Annotated in this window: 20 protein-coding genes; 10 read left to right on the top strand and 10 right to left on the bottom strand. The window is 70.0% G+C overall.

All coding sequences use genetic code 11. The features are described 5' to 3' along the window. Positions 1 to 20: 20 nt before the first annotated feature. Entirely contained in the window at positions 21 to 1,064 is a 1,044-nt protein-coding gene (gene dph2, locus B4V06_RS06505; protein WP_123114682.1) for a diphthamide biosynthesis enzyme Dph2, read from the bottom strand. A 165-nt stretch (positions 1,065 to 1,229) separates the two neighbouring features. On the opposite strand from dph2, the gene B4V06_RS06500 reads away from it, so the two are divergent. The 4 genes from B4V06_RS06500 to B4V06_RS06485 all read left to right on the top strand — a co-directional run bounded on the left by B4V06_RS06500 (position 1,230) and on the right by B4V06_RS06485 (position 3,815). Further along, positions 1,230 to 1,883, top strand: coding sequence for an alpha/beta hydrolase (locus B4V06_RS06500; RefSeq protein ID WP_123114681.1), 654 nt, complete (start codon positions 1,230 to 1,232; stop codon positions 1,881 to 1,883). Between the two features lie 127 nt (positions 1,884 to 2,010). Beyond that, positions 2,011 to 2,385, top strand: coding sequence for a YlbF/YmcA family competence regulator (locus B4V06_RS06495; protein ID WP_123114680.1), 375 nt, complete (start codon positions 2,011 to 2,013; stop codon positions 2,383 to 2,385). 66 nt (positions 2,386 to 2,451) lie between these two features. After that, on the top strand, positions 2,452 to 3,120 hold the full coding sequence (locus B4V06_RS06490; RefSeq protein ID WP_498168482.1) for a MinD/ParA family ATP-binding protein: 669 nt from the start codon (positions 2,452 to 2,454) through the stop codon (positions 3,118 to 3,120). A 74-nt stretch (positions 3,121 to 3,194) separates the two neighbouring features. Next, positions 3,195 to 3,815 (top strand): RAD55 family ATPase, encoded by a 621-nt coding sequence (locus B4V06_RS06485; protein ID WP_498168479.1) that lies wholly within the window; start codon positions 3,195 to 3,197, stop codon positions 3,813 to 3,815. A 24-nt stretch (positions 3,816 to 3,839) separates the two neighbouring features. Here B4V06_RS06485 and B4V06_RS06480 read toward each other — a convergent pair whose 3' ends face one another. Together B4V06_RS06480 and B4V06_RS06475 are read right to left on the bottom strand one after the other, a co-directional pair. Continuing rightward, entirely contained in the window at positions 3,840 to 4,100 is a 261-nt protein-coding gene (locus tag B4V06_RS06480; RefSeq protein ID WP_498168477.1) for a DUF8049 family protein, read from the bottom strand. A gap of 119 nt (positions 4,101 to 4,219) precedes the next feature. Continuing rightward, the gene (locus B4V06_RS06475) at positions 4,220 to 5,155 is read right to left on the bottom strand and encodes an FKBP-type peptidyl-prolyl cis-trans isomerase (protein WP_123114677.1); all 936 of its coding nucleotides are present in this window, start codon (positions 5,153 to 5,155) and stop codon (positions 4,220 to 4,222) included. A gap of 115 nt (positions 5,156 to 5,270) precedes the next feature. On the opposite strand from B4V06_RS06475, the gene cyaB reads away from it, so the two are divergent. Then, complete coding sequence (gene cyaB, locus B4V06_RS06470; protein WP_498168475.1) at positions 5,271 to 5,882, top strand: class IV adenylate cyclase; 612 nt, start codon at positions 5,271 to 5,273, stop codon at positions 5,880 to 5,882. Positions 5,883 to 5,894: 12 nt separating this feature from the next. On the opposite strand, the gene B4V06_RS06465 is transcribed toward cyaB, so the two are convergent. After that, a complete protein-coding gene (locus B4V06_RS06465; RefSeq protein WP_498168472.1) occupies positions 5,895 to 6,377 on the bottom strand; it encodes a MaoC family dehydratase in 483 nt (160 codons plus the stop codon). Between the two features lie 123 nt (positions 6,378 to 6,500). Between B4V06_RS06465 and B4V06_RS06460 the strand changes: the two genes are divergently transcribed. Together B4V06_RS06460 and B4V06_RS06455 are read left to right on the top strand one after the other, a co-directional pair. Beyond that, positions 6,501 to 7,394 carry an HpcH/HpaI aldolase/citrate lyase family protein gene (locus B4V06_RS06460; RefSeq protein WP_123114674.1) on the top strand — a complete coding sequence of 298 codons (894 nt, stop codon included), beginning with the start codon at positions 6,501 to 6,503 and terminating at the stop codon, positions 7,392 to 7,394. A 97-nt stretch (positions 7,395 to 7,491) separates the two neighbouring features. Then, complete coding sequence (locus tag B4V06_RS06455) at positions 7,492 to 8,745, top strand: Glu/Leu/Phe/Val family dehydrogenase (RefSeq protein ID WP_123114673.1); 1,254 nt, start codon at positions 7,492 to 7,494, stop codon at positions 8,743 to 8,745. Between the two features lie 19 nt (positions 8,746 to 8,764). On the opposite strand, the gene B4V06_RS06450 is transcribed toward B4V06_RS06455, so the two are convergent. After that, positions 8,765 to 9,481, bottom strand: coding sequence for a diphthine--ammonia ligase (locus B4V06_RS06450; RefSeq protein ID WP_123114672.1), 717 nt, complete (start codon positions 9,479 to 9,481; stop codon positions 8,765 to 8,767). 181 nt (positions 9,482 to 9,662) lie between these two features. On the opposite strand from B4V06_RS06450, the gene B4V06_RS06445 reads away from it, so the two are divergent. Continuing rightward, positions 9,663 to 10,904 carry a trans-sulfuration enzyme family protein gene (locus B4V06_RS06445; RefSeq protein WP_123114671.1) on the top strand — a complete coding sequence of 414 codons (1,242 nt, stop codon included), beginning with the start codon at positions 9,663 to 9,665 and terminating at the stop codon, positions 10,902 to 10,904. 26 nt (positions 10,905 to 10,930) lie between these two features. On the opposite strand, the gene B4V06_RS06440 is transcribed toward B4V06_RS06445, so the two are convergent. The 4 genes from B4V06_RS06440 to B4V06_RS06425 all read right to left on the bottom strand — a co-directional run bounded on the left by B4V06_RS06440 (position 10,931) and on the right by B4V06_RS06425 (position 13,794). Then, positions 10,931 to 11,500 (bottom strand): DUF7110 family protein, encoded by a 570-nt coding sequence (locus tag B4V06_RS06440; RefSeq protein WP_123114670.1) that lies wholly within the window; start codon positions 11,498 to 11,500, stop codon positions 10,931 to 10,933. 148 nt (positions 11,501 to 11,648) lie between these two features. After that, complete coding sequence (locus B4V06_RS06435; protein ID WP_123114669.1) at positions 11,649 to 11,993, bottom strand: glutaredoxin family protein; 345 nt, start codon at positions 11,991 to 11,993, stop codon at positions 11,649 to 11,651. A 111-nt stretch (positions 11,994 to 12,104) separates the two neighbouring features. Continuing rightward, a complete protein-coding gene (gene gfcR / locus B4V06_RS06430) occupies positions 12,105 to 12,737 on the bottom strand; it encodes a transcriptional regulator GfcR (protein WP_123114668.1) in 633 nt (210 codons plus the stop codon). Continuing rightward, positions 12,724 to 13,794 (bottom strand): glucose 1-dehydrogenase, encoded by a 1,071-nt coding sequence (locus B4V06_RS06425; protein ID WP_498168465.1) that lies wholly within the window; start codon positions 13,792 to 13,794, stop codon positions 12,724 to 12,726. The genes gfcR and B4V06_RS06425 overlap by 14 nt, the downstream gene beginning before the upstream one ends. Positions 13,795 to 13,900: 106 nt before the next feature. Here B4V06_RS06425 and B4V06_RS06420 point away from each other — a divergent pair, with 106 nt between their 5' ends. Further along, a complete protein-coding gene (locus tag B4V06_RS06420) occupies positions 13,901 to 14,719 on the top strand; it encodes an NRDE family protein (protein WP_498168462.1) in 819 nt (272 codons plus the stop codon). Between the two features lie 73 nt (positions 14,720 to 14,792). Continuing rightward, entirely contained in the window at positions 14,793 to 15,146 is a 354-nt protein-coding gene (locus B4V06_RS06415) for a helix-turn-helix transcriptional regulator (RefSeq protein ID WP_123114665.1), read from the top strand. Between the two features lie 56 nt (positions 15,147 to 15,202). Here the strand turns inward: B4V06_RS06415 and B4V06_RS06410 are convergent, their stop codons facing one another. After that, positions 15,203 to 15,445, bottom strand: coding sequence for a hypothetical protein (locus B4V06_RS06410; RefSeq protein WP_498168459.1), 243 nt, complete (start codon positions 15,443 to 15,445; stop codon positions 15,203 to 15,205). Between the last annotated feature and the right edge of the window lie 19 nt (positions 15,446 to 15,464).

The following is a 15,464-nucleotide window of genomic DNA, read 5'->3' as shown; positions in this document are numbered from 1 at the left end:
ACGCGACGACTCCGACCGCGCTACCAGGTGTCGTGGAAGGTGTCGAACTCGATCGAGTCGAGCGGCTTCTCGCCGATCGCGGCCTCGTACTCGCCGGGCGTCAGCATCGGCTTGTGGAACCGCGGGCCGTCGTCGGTCGTGATCCGGGGACAGCCGGTGTTGACGAACGCGTCCATGTCGAAGTTGCGCAGGCGGTCCGGCGTCACCTCGTCCATCGTGATCAGGTAGGCGTTCTCGTTGTTGTCGACGATCTCCTGGGCCGTCTCCCACCGGCCCTGGCCGATCTTCGTGCAGAAGATGACGCCCCACTTCTCGGCGCCCATCGCCTTGTGGACCGAGGCGTACCGCTGCTTGAGGAACTGGTCGTGTTCGGCGACCGAGACGGCGTTGTTGACGGGGTCGGCGATGACCACGCGCTTCTCCGGGTGCTCCATCGCGAGTCCGACCGGGTGGAACTTCCCGCCGCCGACGTACAGCACCTGGTCGGCGTCGATGTCCGCGGAGGCGTAGTTGCAGCCGAGCACCTGCCCCTCTTTGGTGAGCCGGTCGTCGCCGCGACGGGTGTGAACCTCGTAGCCGCGCTCCTCTAACCAGTCGGTCATCTCCTCGAACCGGTTCATGTGCTGGGCCGTGGTGACGAGCCCGACGTCGGGGTTCTCCTCGGGGTCGTCGAGCTCCTCGTCCAGCGCGTCCTCCATGATCGGGAACGGGTCGACGTTCGAGAAGAGGGGGACGTAGACGATGCTGTCGGACTCCTTCATCGGCGTGTGGCCGAAGTGGACGAACACGTCCGTCCGACGCATCAGGTACGTGTCGAGGTCGCAGGCGCCGTAGCAGGGCTGCCCGGACAGCATGAAGGTGACGTCGTCGGGGGCCACCTCGCGGAGGTCGTCGGCGACCTTCGGGCCGCGGCGCTTGAGTCCCTCGGGGAACTGGAGACCGACCTTGGAGGCGTCGCGCTCCTCGATGGCCTCGACGATCCGGTCGAGCTCGTAGTCCCACTCGCGGTCGTGTTTCAGGGCCATCCCCGTCTTGGTGAGGTCGCCCTCCGTGGAGCCGCTCATGCACCTGCGTAACGCGGGGGGACGGTTAAACGGCGCGCTCGACGGGTATTCTCGTGATCGTTCGGGATCGAGCGGACTCGAGCGCGGCCGCCGACCGCTCCGACCGCCACCCCGGCGCTGCCGCGGCCGACGGATACAACTCCGGAGCCGACGAACCGGGGAGACATGCCCCAGATTCCGCTCGACCACGTCCACGTCGCCCCCGACGACGACCCCGAGAACGCGCCCGCGGTCTTCGTCCTCCACGGCCGCGGCGCCGACGAGGAGGACCTGCTGCCCGTGGCGCGGCACCTGCCCGACGACCTCCACGTGATCAGCCTCCGCGCGCCGGACCCGCTGCAGGGCGGGTACACCTGGTACGAACTCGACCTGTCCGCGGGCGGGTTAGAGGAGAGCCAGCCCGACGCCGCCGACTTCCGGCGCAGCCTCGATCTGGTCGCCGAGAGCGTCGATGCCGCGGTCGAGTCGTACGCGCTGGACCCCGACCGGATCGGACTGCTCGGCTTCAGTCAGGGCGCGATCACGGGCCTCTCGCTCGTCTTGGAGGAGCCTGACCGCTACGCGTGGGTCGTCGCCCTCCACGGGTACCTCGCGGACGCGCACGCCGACGTCGACCCGGACGGGATCGAGGGGAAGCCGGTCCTCGTCGGTGCCGGAGCGGGCGACCGCGTGATCCCCGAGTCGCGCTCGGCCGCGGCCGCCGATCGCTTCGAGGAGATCGGCGCCGACGTCACCCGCGGCAGCTACCCGGGCGGGCACGGAATCGGACAGGACGAACTCGCCGACGTCGTCGCGTTCGTCGAAGCGCAGGTGGCGTGAGAGCGCTCCCCGCGGAGGCCCGAGAGGGCACTTCCCGCGCGGCTACTGCCGGCGCTCCCCGCGACCGCTCGCGGCACGGGACCCCCGGCTCCGGCAGGTTCAAACCGCTCCGCGCCAACGGTGGAACATGAGCGTCGAACAGACCTCCATCGAGGACCTCGGTCGCGAGCTCGGCGAGCGGATCGCCCGAACCCCCGAGTACGAGCGCTTCGAGGAGGCGCGCGAGGCGGTGCAGCGCGACGAGGAGGTCCAGGCGAAGATCGACGAGTTCGAACAGCTCCGCGCGGAGTTCATGCAGGCCCGCGAGACCGGGCAGGCGACGAACTCCGGGCTCCAAGAGGTGCAGGCGAAACAGGACGAGCTCCACTCGATGCCCGTCATGCGGGAGTTCCTCGACGCGCAAGACGAGCTGACCGACACCCTCGAAACGGTGAACGAGGCGATCTCGGAGCCCCTCGCGGTCGACTTCGGCGGCGAGGCCGGCGGCTGCTGTCAAGACTGACCGGCCGCGTTCCGACCGCCGGTTCCCGTCCCGTTATTTTTCACCCATAGCGACGCAGCTCGCCGCGTGATCGCAGTCGCCGGCGGCAAGGGCGGGAGCGGCAAGACGACCACGGCCCTCGGGCTCGCGCGGGCGCTGTCGCGTCGGGGCGCGCCCGCGGTCGCGGCCGACGCCGACTGGGACCTCCCGAACCTCGCTCGGCTGGCGTCGGAGACGGCCGACTCGGACCGGGCCTCGACGACAACGGTGGTCGAGGCGGTTCGCGGTCGCGGCTCGGTCGATCCCGACCGCTCCGCGCCCACCGTGCTCGCCGCACCGGACGAACCGGATTCCGTCGCCCCCGAGGCGACGTTCGGTGCCCTCGGAGACGCGGTCCCGGACGAGGCCCCGACGTTCCTCGACTGCCCGGCCGGCGCGTCGCCGGACGCGGCGGCGCCGCTCCGCGCGGCCGACCGGTCGCTCCTCGTGACGCCGCTCCGGCGAACGGCCCTGCGCGACGCCGCGAAGACGGCCGCGATCGCGCGGCGGCTTGACTGTCCACCCCTCGGTGTCGTGGCCGTTCGGGCGTCGTCGGTCCCTGAGCCGGTCGCCGACCTGCTCGGCTGCCCCGTACTCGGTCGGGTCCCGACCGCGGCGCCGGCGCCGCTCTCGGACCCGGCCGTTCGATCGGCGTACGATGTCCTCGCGCGGCGACTCGCCGGCGAGTACGGCGCCGGGCGATGGCGGATCGCGTGACCGTCGACCCCGCCGCCCGCTCGCCGTTCGGTGGGCACCGACAGAGCCAAACCTCCGGAGCCGGCAGCGATCGTATGGCGCCGCTCCCGACCGGAATCTCGGTGCTGGACAGGGAGTTCGGAGGGGGGATCCCGAGCGGCAGCGTCGTCGTGCTGAAGGCGGACCCCGCCAGCCAGTCCGAGCTCATCCTCGACCGGTTCGCTCGGGTCCGCGAGTGTCGGTACCTGACGACGGTGCGCTCCGTCGACGCGGTGGAGGACAGCCTCACGCCCGACGGGGAGGAAGACGAGACGGTCGTCCGGGACGCGGGGGGCGACGACCCGGTCGCGACGGTGTTGGACGCGGCCGCGGAGCTGCCCGACGGCGGAACGGTCGTCGTCGACTCCGTCGAGCCGCTGGAAAGCGAAGACCGATCGAACTACGGCGAGTTCCTCGGCGAGCTCCGTCGCCACGTCCACGAGGCCGACGGGCTGGCGGTGCTCCACGCGCTCAAGGGGGACGTTCCGGACCGGAACCGCGTCGTCACCGAGCAGGTCGCGGACGTCGTCTTCGACCTCCGGACCACGGTGACCGGTACCGAGATCGCCAATCGGCTCATCGTGCCCAAGTTCCGCGGCGGCGCGGCGTTAGAGGAGCCGCTCAAGCTGAAGCTCACCGACTCGGTCTCGGTCGACACGAGCCGGGACATCGCCTGAGGCTGTCCGGCGTCGAGGTCCCTCTCACAGCGCCGCGCTCGCGACGACGACGACCGCGCCGGCGAGCGCCGCGGCGGCCGCCCAGTTCCGCGGCTCGTCGAGCGACCCGTACGGGCCGCCCTTGCGGGAGAAGAGGTAGGCGGCGTACACCGCGAGCGGAACGAGCGTCGGCAGCGTCCCCACCTCGACGACGCCGGCGACGCCGGACAGCACCGCGATCGCGATCGTCGTCGCGCCGGCGCTCGCAGCGACGACGAGGTCGTCGCGCGCACGTTCGAGCTCCATCGCTCAGTCGCCCTCCGCGTCGCTCTCCGTCGTCCGATCGGCGCTCATGTCTCTGAGTGGGTCGACCGTCGTTCAAAAGGGATCGGTTCGTCGTCCGTCCGAGACGCCGGCGCGGAGAGCTACTCCTCGTCGAGTTCGTCGACGATCTCGTCGGCGTCGACGTCGACGTCCTCGAGCGCGTCCTCGATGTCGCCGGCGCCGCCGCCGCCCATGCCGCCCATCATGCCGCCGAGACCGCCCATGCCGCCGCCCTCGATGACCTCCTCGACCACGACGCGGTCGAGGTCGAGCCGGCCCATGAGGTCCTGCGCGATCTGCTGTTTCTGGAACATCCACTGCTGGTTCATCTGCATCGCCTGCGTGGCCGTCACGTAGAGGACGTCCTTCTCGACCTCCTCGGTCTCGACGGTCTCCTCGCCGTCGTCGTCCTCGGTGACCGTCTCCTCCTCCTCGGTGACGGTCTCGATGCGGACCTCGGGCGCCTCCTGGAGGTACATCCCGAGCATGCCGGCGGCCTGCTGCTCGCGGTCGTCGATGAGCTCGAGAATCTCGTACTCGTACTCGAGGTCCTCGCCGGCCAGCGGGTGGTTGAAGTCGACGCGGGCGCGGCCGCCGATGATCGTCTCGAGGTAGCCCTGCTGGTTGTCGATCTGGACCTGGGCGCCGGGGTAGCGGCTGTCCTCGGGGATCTTGTCGGCCTTGACCGTCTCGACCTCGTCGGGGTCGTAGGCGCCGAAGGCGTCGTCGGCCGGCACGTCGACGACGCCCTCGTCGCCGACCTCGGCGCCGACGAACGCCTCGTCGACGGCGGGGAACACGTGGCCGGCGCCGAGCGCGATGACGCGCGGTTCGAACTCGTGTTCCTCGGTGTCGATCTCGGCCTCTTCGGCGACCTCTTCGTCGGTGGTGTCGATGACCCGGCCGTCGTCGGCCGTTCGGATCGTGTACGCGACCCGCACGAAGTCGCCGTCCGCCAGTCCGGCGCTCTCGGTCTCGGCTTCGGTCTCGGCCTCGTCTGCGTCCTCGGCCGCGTCCGCTTGCTCCTGATCGCTCATACCCTGAACGTCACCTGTTACACCCTTAAGGCGCACGGTTCGACGCGGCGACGGCCGCGTCGTTCGGGAGCCAGCGTCCCGCGGCGCTTAAGAACGCGCCCGGCGGAATCCGGGTATGTTCGAGGTCGAGATCAAGGTGCCGGCCGACGTCGACGCGGTTCGCGCTCGCCTCCGAGAGGCCGGCGCCGAGCGCGTCGACGCGCGTCGCCAGCGCGACGTCTACTACGACGCGCCCCACCGCGACTTCGCCGAGACGGACGAGGCGCTCCGGCTGCGACGGGAGACGCCGCTTCCGGACGGGATCGGATCGGGCGCTCCGGGCGACGGGGCATCCGGGGAGGCAGACCCCGAGACGACCAAGATCACGTATAAAGGACCCCTGCTCGACGAGGGGTCGAAGACCCGCGCGGAACACGAGACCGAGGTGGCCGACCCGGAGGCCGCGACCGGCATCTTCAGCGGCCTCGGCTTCGAGCCGGCGGCGACCGTCGAGAAGCGGCGCGAGTTCTGGGCGTACGACGGCTTCACCGTGACCCTCGACACGGTCGCCGGGCTCGGCGAGTTCGTCGAGATCGAGCGGGCGGTCGACGACGAGGCCGCGATCGAGGCGGTCAGGGACGACGCCCTCGACGCCCTCGACCGGCTCGGCCTCGACGGCGCCGAGCAGGTCCGCACGTCGTACCTCGGGCTGTTGCTGGCGGAAGGCGACGCGATCGACGGCGGGTAGCCGTCGCGGCGGTCAGTTCGCGCCGCTCTCGGCCCCGTCCGGTCGCTTCTTCGAGAGCGCGGTCCGGTCGAACTCGCAGACGAGGACGTCGTCGCCGTCCTCGACCAGCTTGAACGCCTCCACGTGCATCGTGACGATCCCCCGCTCCCCGTCGCTCGTCTCCCGCTTGTCGGTGACGGTCGACCGCGCGCGGATCGTGTCGCCGTGGAACACCGGGTTCGGGTGCTCGACGTTGTCGTACGAGAGGTTCGCGACGATGGTGCCGTCCGTCGTCTCCGGGATCGACACGCCGACCGCGAGCGACATGGTGTACAGCCCGTTGACGAGCCGCTCGCCGAACTGCGTCCCCTCGGCGAAGTCGGCGTCGAGATGGAGCGGCTGCTGGTTCATCGTCATGTCGCAGAAGCGCTGGTTGTCGGCCTCGCTCACCGTCCGCCGCTTCGCGTGCTCGATCGTCTCGCCGACCGCGAACCCCTCGTAGTAGCGTCCCGTCATGGGCCGACCGTCGACCCGGCGCGGCAAATCGGTACCGCTCCGGACGCCGGGCGCGTCCCCGATCGGGTCGCCCCCGACGCGGGCGCCCCGGTTATTTATAACCGGTCGCGAGGAGTCCCCGACATGGCCCGACGAAGCCTCCTGTTCTCCCCCGGCGACCGCCCGGAGCTCATGCGGAAGGCGCCGACGACGGGCGCCGACGTCCTCTGCTTCGACCTCGAGGACGCGGTCGCGCCCGGCCGGAAAGACGAGGCGCGCACCGCCGTTCACGACGTGCTCGCCGATCCCGACTTCGACCCCGACGCCGAGGTGTGCGTCCGGCTCACGGCGACGGATCCCGCCGCCGACCTCGACGCCTTGATCGGGGGTGGGACGGCCGAAGCGACCGACGGCTCCGACGACGACGAGCGCTCGCCTCGGCTCGACGCGGTCATGCTCCCGAAGGTCGAGGGCGCCGACCGCGTCGAGCGCGCGGCCGGGCTGTGCGCCGACCGCGGCCTCGACCCCGCGGTGTTCGCCTTGGTCGAGACGGCGGGCGGCGTGCTCGCCGCCGAGGCGATCGCCGACGCGGACCCGACCGATGCGTTGGTCTTCGGCGCCGAGGACCTCGCGGCCGACCTCGGCGCGACGCGCACCGACGAGGGGACCGAGGTGCTGTACGCCCGCGAGCACGTCGTCCTCGCCGCGAGCGCCGCCGGCGTCGACGCGCTCGATACGGTGTACACTGACTTCTCCGACGCCGAGGGACTCCGCGAGGAGACGGCGTTCGCGCTCACGCTCGGCTACGACGGGAAGCTCGCGATCCATCCGTCGCAGGTCGACCCCATCAACGAGGCGTTCACGCCCGACCCGGACGAGATCGCGTGGGCGGACAGGGTGCTCGACGCCCGCGACGAGGCCGACCGGGAGGGCCGCGGGGTGTTCAGCGTCGACGGCGAGATGATCGACGCCCCCCTCGTCGCGCAGGCGGAGCGGATCGTCGAGCGGGCCGCGGCGGCCGGGGTCGATCCGCGGTAGCGACCCGCTCGGACTTCCCGCCGCGTGACGCTTCGCTCTCACCCCGCGGCGAGCGGGGTTCGTCACAATTAACAGCCGGCCCTCGGGAGAGTCGGGTATGGGAGATCAGACCAATCCGTTCGAGAGTCTCCGCGAGCAGATCGACGACGCCGCGGCGCATCTCGACGCAGACGAGGGGGTCCTCACTCGGTTGAAGAACCCCGAGCGAGTGCTCGAGACCAACCTGACGTTCGAGCTCGACGACGGCTCGCTGGAGACGGTCCGCGCGTACCGGTCGCAGTTCAACGGCGACCGCGGCCCGTACAAGGGCGGGATCCGCTATCACCCGGGCGTCACCCGCGACGAGGTGAAGGCGCTGTCGGGCTGGATGGCGTACAAGTGCGCGGTCGTCGACATCCCCTACGGCGGCGGCAAAGGCGGCATCGCGATCGACCCGAGCGACTACTCGGAGAGCGAGCTGGAGCGGCTGACGCGCTCGTTCGCGGCGGAGCTCCGGCCGCTCATCGGCGAGGACCGCGACATCCCGGCGCCGGACGTCAACACCGGCCAGCGGGAGATGAACTGGATCAAAGACACCTACGAGACGCTGGAGAACACGACCGCGCCGGGCGTCATCACCGGCAAGGCGCTCGACTCTGGCGGCAGCGAGGGCCGCGTCGAGGCCACCGGCCGGTCGGTCGCGCTGTCCGCCCGCGAGGCGTTCGACTGGCTCGACCGCGACATCGCCGGCGCGACGGTCGCGGTGCAGGGGTACGGTAACGCCGGGTCGGTCGCGGCCGCACTCATCGACGACCTCGGCGGGGACGTGGTGGCCGTCTCCGACTCCTCGGGCGGCGTCCACAACCCCGACGGGTTCGACCCCCGCGCCGTCAAGGCGCACAAGAACGAGACCGGGTCCGTAGTGGGGTACGACGGCGCCGCGTCGGTCACGAACGACGAGCTGCTGACGCTCGACGTCGACCTCCTCGTCCCGGCGGCGCTGGAGAACGCGGTCGACGAGACCCTCGCTCGCGACGTCTCCGCGGACGTGATCGTCGAGGCCGCGAACGGTCCGCTCACCCCCGACGCGGATGACGTGCTCGCCGAGCGCGATGTGACGGTCGTCCCGGACATCCTCGCGAACGCCGGCGGCGTCACCGTCTCCTACTTCGAGTGGGTCCAGAACCGCCAGCGGTTCGGCTGGACCGAGGAGCGCGTCAACGAGGAGCTCGAACGCGTGATCGTCGACGCCTTCGACCGGCTGGTCGAGAGCCACGAGGCGAACGACGTCAAGAACCTCCGAACGGCGGCCTACGTGGTCGCGATCTCACGAATCGTGAACGCGTACGATCAGGCCGGAAACTGGCCCTGACTGGCCGTACGACGGGTCCTCACTCCAGCCGCGCGTTCCGGACCTCGACGTGACCGCGGTCGCCCTCCCACACCGGGTCGCACTCGAACTCGATCCGGCAGTCCATGTGCGGGCCGTCGACGACGTACGTCTCGAACTCGCCGCCCTCGCCCAGCGGGTGGACGCCGTACTCCTCGCGCAGATCGAGCAGCTCCGCCAGCGCGTCGGCGTCGTAGCGCCGTCCGAGCCACGACTCGTCGAGCCCGTAGGCGGCGACCTGCACGATTCGGATCTCGAAGCCGGCGTCGAACATCGCCTCCGCGAGCGCGACCGGGTCCTCGCCCCACAGCGGCGCGAACAGGTCGATCCCGAGCCGGTCGCACATCCCTCGGATCCGGCTGGTCTGGTACTCGCTCTCCACCGCGCCCGCGGTGACGCCCGCGAGGTCGACGCCATCCGCGGCGGCGATCTCCCGGAGCGCGGCCTCCATCGGCTCCAGTTCGGCGTCGCCCTGCGCGCCCGCGTCGTCGACGTCGTCCGCGCCGAAGTCGTCCGGCGAGACCTCGACGAGGTCGATCCCGACGCTCTCCGCCGCGAGACCGGCGAGCTCCGTCGCCGGCGTGTGGTACATGTACGAGTCCCCCGCGGGGTGGACGGTCAGGAGCCGCGAGACGTCGAGTCCCTCCTCGAGGGCGCGGTACAGCGCCCACGAGGAGTCCTTCCCGCCCGAAAAGAGGCTCACCCAGTCGTCGGTCATTAGCGGGGAGACGCCCGGAGCGCTTAAATTGTCGACGGTCCGGGTTGACGACCGTCGACTGACGGGCACCGGACGCGTCGATTCGTCGATCGAGAGCCGATATCCCCGAGAGTTATCCGGCGAATGGGTATTATTAATGAAAAATGATAAGATATTAGCGACGGTGGGTTGGAGTCCGCGTATGGAAGACCGATCGGAGCCGACGTTTGACACGCTCACCGTTTCCGAAGGCGAGGAGCCGTTCGGCAACGGCAGCGAGGCGGGCGACGTCGTCTCGCCGATTCACCTGGCGTCGACGTTCGCCCTGCCGGGCCTCGATACCGAGATGCGACTGGAGGACGTGGACCCGGCCGCCGGCGAGTTCGTCTACGGCCGGCTGTCGAACCCGACCCGGCACGCGCTGGAGACGCGACTGGCCGCGCTCGAAGGCGGCGCTCACGGCGCCGCCTTCGCCTCGGGCACCGCGGCGATTTTCACCACGCTGCTCGCCGGTGTGACTCCCGGCGATCACGTCGTCGCCTTCGAGGACCTGTACGCCGGTACCCGCCGGATGCTCAACGACGTCTTTCAGACGCGTCTCAACGTCGACGTCACGTACGTCGACGCGACGGACACGGAGAACGTGGCCGCCGCGCTCCGCGAAGAGACCGCCGCCGTCTGGATGGAGTCGCCGACGAACCCCAAACTCGCGCTGTGTGACATCGCCGGCATCGCCGAACTGGTCGCGGACCGAGACGTGATGTTCGGCGTGGACAACACGTTCGCGAGCCCGTACTTTCAGCGGCCGCTCGAACTGGGTGCCGACGTCGTCGCGCACAGCACGACGAAGTACCTCAACGGGCATTCCGACGCCATCGCCGGCGCGGTTGTCACCGACGACGACGCGCTGGCCGAGGAGATTCGGTTCCTACAGCAAGTCGGCGTGGGCGCTGTCAGCGGCCCGTTCGACAGTTACCTCGTGTTACGCGGCATGAAGACGCTCGCCGCTCGCATGGAGAGACACGAGGCGAACGCGATGGCCGTCGCCGAGTTCCTCGACGAACGGCCGGAGGTGACCGACGTGTACTACCCCGGCTTGCCGAACCACCCGGACCACGAGCTCGCCCGTGAACAGATGTCCGGCTTCGGCGGGATCCTCTCGTTCGAACTCGACGGATCCATCGACGACGCGAAGCGGTTCGTCGAGGCGTTGACGGAGTTCACCCTCGCGGTCTCGGTCGGTGGCGTCGAGAGTCTGATCGAGCTCCCGGCGGCGATGACTCACGAACCGCTCTCACCGGCGGAACGAGAAGCGCTCGGGATTTCGGACACGCTCCTCCGCGTTTCGGTCGGTATCGAAGGGATCGACGACCTGATCGCGGACTTAAAACGAGGATTCGACGCGACGGGCCGTCGTGCGACCCCGCCGTCGACTGACCACTGACGCCGAGCGAGGTCGTGGCGTCGGGCTCAGTCCGAGATGAACTCGTTGTCGCGCCAGTTGACGCCGCCGTCGCCGTCGCCGGCCCCCTGCGGGCTCTCGACGACCTCGATGCTCGCGGGACGCGGCTCACCCTCGACGATCCGCGTCGCTTCGAGCTCGTCGTCCTCCTCGGTGATGGCGGTCAGCGTCCCCTTCTCGGAGAGCTGCGCCAGCTCGCGGAGCACGAGGAACATGGGGTACTGGAGCGCGGAGTTCTGGAGGACGGTCTCGCGGTCGCCCTTGAAGCAGGCGAACTCGACGAGCTCGGAGGGGATCTCCTCCTCCTCGTCGTCCATCCACTGCGGGCCGCCGGCGCGGGGCGGCTCCTCCTCCCAGACGCGCGTCTCCGTGACTGACGCCTTCAGCTGGGCGGTCGGCGTGTACTTGCTGATCGATTCGTCGTCGGACAGGGCCTTGATGATGAGGGTGTTGTTTCGACGCGTGATATCGATGTCGTCGATCTCCGGCGGGAGGTCGGGGTCTTCTTCGAAGTACGTCTCCACGTCTTCGAGTGGCAGTTCGAGCGTCGAATGAAGTCTGAACACGCGGCCTGTCATTGTTGATTGGGTGAGATGGGTCGAGACGGTCGGCACGGCGGCAGCGGCAACGGCTGCACGTGAGTTATCTAGGCACCGTAGGTTTATATGGCCTGCCCTTCGACTCATCAAGTTCGGGCGTCGCTCCGGTCGATGAGGCGACGACGGCCTACTCGGCGCCGAGCTCGGCCGCCAGCTCGCCGCGCTCGTCCAGCTCCGCGAGCACGTCGCTGCCGCCGACGAACTCGCCGTCGACGAACGTCTGTGGGATGGTCTCCCACCCGCTCTCGGCCTCCAGCGCCTCGCGGTAGTGGTCCAGCGCGGGCAGCACGTCGACGGTCTCGAACTCCTCGACGTGCTTGCCGATCAGCTCGACGGCGCGCTGCGAGTAGCCGCACTGGGGCATCAGCCGGTTCCCCTTCATGAACAGGACCACGTCGTTGTCGGCGATCGTCTGCTGAACGCGGTTCTCGATCTCGTCCGGCTCCGCCTCGGATTCGGGCTGGAACGTCATGGGCGTCGGTACGCGCCGCCGCGGCAAATGGGTTCCGCACGGGACGGCGTCGCTTCGGCGGCGCGACATCCCGGCGTCGGCGTCGTCAGTGGGACCCACGGGCCGGTCGCCCTACTCGTCGCGGTCGACGCGGACGACGTCCACGAGCGAGTACACCGGCACGTCGTCGATCTCGTCGTACCCCATCTTGTCGACGAGCACGACGCAGGCGACGGGCTCGCCGCCCTGTTCGCGGATCGCGTTGATCGACTCCCGCATCGTCGTCCCCGAGGTGATGATGTCGTCGACGACGTAGCAGTCGCGGTCGCGGATCGCCGCGAAGTTGCGCGAGAAGCCGCCGCCGTGCTCGTCGATGTCGCCCTCCTCCCACTGGTGTTTCGCGGGGGCGTACGTGCCGAGGTCGGTGTCGAGCTTGTTCGCGACCGCGGTGGCGAGCGGCGCGCCGGCCTTCTCGATGCCGACGGTGAGGTCCACGTCCTCGCCCTGCTTGGCGAGCAGGTCGGCCATCGCGCTCGCGGCGTATTGGAGCCGCGTCGAGTCGCGTCCCAGCGCCGACCAGTCGACGTGGATGTCGGCGGTCGACCCGGTCGCGGTCGCGGTCGCGGCGTCGTTGCCGCCGCCGCGCTCGACGAGCCAGCTCGCGGTCTCCCGGGAGACGTTCAGCTCGTCGGCGATCTCGCCCTTCGAGAGCCCCCGCTCCGCCAGCTCCGCCGCGCTGTCTATCAGGTCGTCAACGTTCTTCATACGAGTCGAATTCGACCGCCGTTTTAATAGTCGTGTCGTCATCCGCGAAGGCGGCCTCGAACTCGTCGAGCCCGTACACGCCGGTGACGAGGTCGTCGATGAACCCGTCGGAGAACCGCGACAGCGAGTCGACCGCGGCCTCGAAGTGCTCGTAGCCGGAGTTGACGCTGCCGACGAGCGCCTTGTTGTGCAGGACGAACTCCCGGTGGAGGCGGCCGCCGTCAATCTCGAACTCCCAGTCGCCCGGCACGCCGAGCAGGGCACCGACCCCGTTGGGAGCGAGCGCCTCGATGGTCTCGAAGGCGTGGGGCGCGTAGCCGGTCGCCTCGAAGACGAAGTCCATCGGCTCGTACGCCTCCGGCACCGACGGGACCGGCGTCTCGTTGGAGTTGACGTACGTAGCGCCCAGCGACTCGATGATATCGATCGTCGGGTCGGGTCGCTCGCGGCGGCCGAGACAGTAGATCCGGTCGAACTCCTCGTCGAGCGTCGCGACCGTCAGCAGGCCGAGCGAACCGTTGCCGAGCACCAGCGCGGACTCGGGCTCCCAGTGGAACGCCGACCGGCTGGCGAACGCGTGCTCGATCGCCTTCTCCGCGATGGAGATCGGCTCGACGAGGAACCCCCACTCGGCGAGGGCGGGCGGGATCTCCACGAGGAACTCAGCCGGGCTGGTGAAGTACTCGGCCATGAAGCCGTGCGCGCCGACGATGCCGCGCTCGTGGTACTCGCCGTCCGGCGCCATGTCGGGTTCGCCGCGCGCGAAGTACTCGTTCGCGCCGTTGGGCGGGCGCCGGACCGTCGGCACGACCACGTCGCCGACCTCGAACGGCGTGTCGTTCGGATCCTCGACGACGCCGACCGCCTCGTGACCCAGCACGAGGTGGTCCTCTCCCTCGGGTGCGCCCCCGTGCCCGCCGTCGATGACCTCGTGATCCGTTCCGTCGACCCCGACCCGGAGCGTCCGGACGAGCGCCTCCCCGGGCGCCGGCTCCGGTCGCGGCTTCTCCGTCACGACCGGTTCGTCGGTCCCCTCGTACACGGCGATCGCGTTCATACACGGACCGACGTGGTCAGCCACCAAAAGATTTCTTTTATTCTGAGTAAACACTGGAGCCCGCCTGACCGCGGGTTTTTCCTCCTCGTCGCTCGGATGAGCGCCCGTGTGCACGCTCACCCTGGCCTGGCGCGCGTTCGGCGACGCGCCGGTCGCGCTCGCCGCCAACCGCGACGAGGCGCTCGACAGGCGGGCCGACCCGCCGGCCGTCCGCGAGCCCGCCGCCGGCGACGGCGGCCGGTACGTCGCCCCGCGCGACGCGGAGGCCGGCGGGACGTGGATCGGCCTCTCTGAGGCCGGCGTCGCCGTCGCGGTCACGAACCGCTGGCTGGACGCCGACCGCGAGGGGGACCGCTCCAGGGGGCTCCTCGTGCGGGACTGCCTCGAATCGAACTCCGCCGAGGCCGCGGTGCGGAACGTCGAGCGCGACCTCGAGACCCGGTCGTACGACGGATTCAACCTCGTGCTCGCGGACGACGCCGCCGCGTTCTGCCTCTCGTACGACGGCGCCCTCGCGGTCACGCGGCTCGATCCCGGCGTCCACGTGATCGGCAACGTCGGCGGCGTGGTGAACGGCGGCGAGCGGTTCGCGGTCCCGGACCGCCGGCGGGAGTTCGGCGCGGAGCGCGCCGACAGCGCTCGCCGAATCGCCGCCGAACTGGTGCCCGAACCCGGGGAGACGAGCGAGGCGTGGCTCGACCGCGCGAGCGGTGTTCTCGCCGACCACGAGTACGGCGCCTGCCTCCACGGCGACGGGTTCGGGACGCGGTCGTTCACCCGGATCCGGACGACCGCCGACCCGGAGACCGCTCCCGAGTTCGCGTACGCCGACGGCCCACCGTGCGAGACGCCCGCGGAGCCGGTGTCGCTGCCGCCGGAGTTCGGCGGCGGAGCGACAGACGCCGAGGACGGGACGAACGAGTGAGCCCGTCGCGCCCGGAGGGGCCGCGACGGGACGGAAAGCCAGTTTTAAGCGAGTCGCGGGCTGGTGTTCGACCATGAGCGTGTCCGAACTCGAGGCCGAGCTGTCGGAGGACGAGCGCGCCGGCCTCGACCTCATCCGCGAGACCGGTGGCATCCACCAGAGCGACTTCTGGAAGGAACTCGACGTCTCCTCGCGCAAGGGGAGCCGCATCGCGGAAGCGTTGGAGGACTCGGGGCTCATCCAGCGGTCCGACACCGTCTACGACGGGCACAACACGTACTACTTGGAGCCCGCGCCCCGCGACCTCGACTTCTCGCTGCTGATGGCCGGCGACATGCTGTCGCCGTTCATCGGCGAGGAGGAGGTCGACGCGCAGGCCGACGCCTTCTCGCAGTGGATGATGAACCTCGCGTACGAGGAGTACTGAGCCCCGCAGCGTCGAGACGGTCGCACCGCATCGAGGTCGTCACGCGTCTCGTGCGGTCACGCCGGCTCGCCGACCTCGTCTCGGACCGTGACGTAAATGAGTAGCCCGAGCAGCCCGGGGACGAGCCCGAACAGGAACAGCAGCCCGATACCGACTCCCCACTGCCAGGCCCAGTCGCTCCCGCGGGACTTCGCGTCTCGGTACACCCATCGACCGACGAGGCCGAAGGCGAGCAGCAGGATGACGAGGAGAATGAGCAGCTCGGGGCCACCGGGCACCTGTAGCGGTTGGAGGGACACACCCGAACCGGGGGGCGGT

The organism is Halorubrum sp. B53 (genome assembly GCF_059752395.1).
The sequence above is the reverse complement of the archived record's forward strand: the minus strand, read 5'-3'. Positions and strand labels throughout refer to the sequence as shown.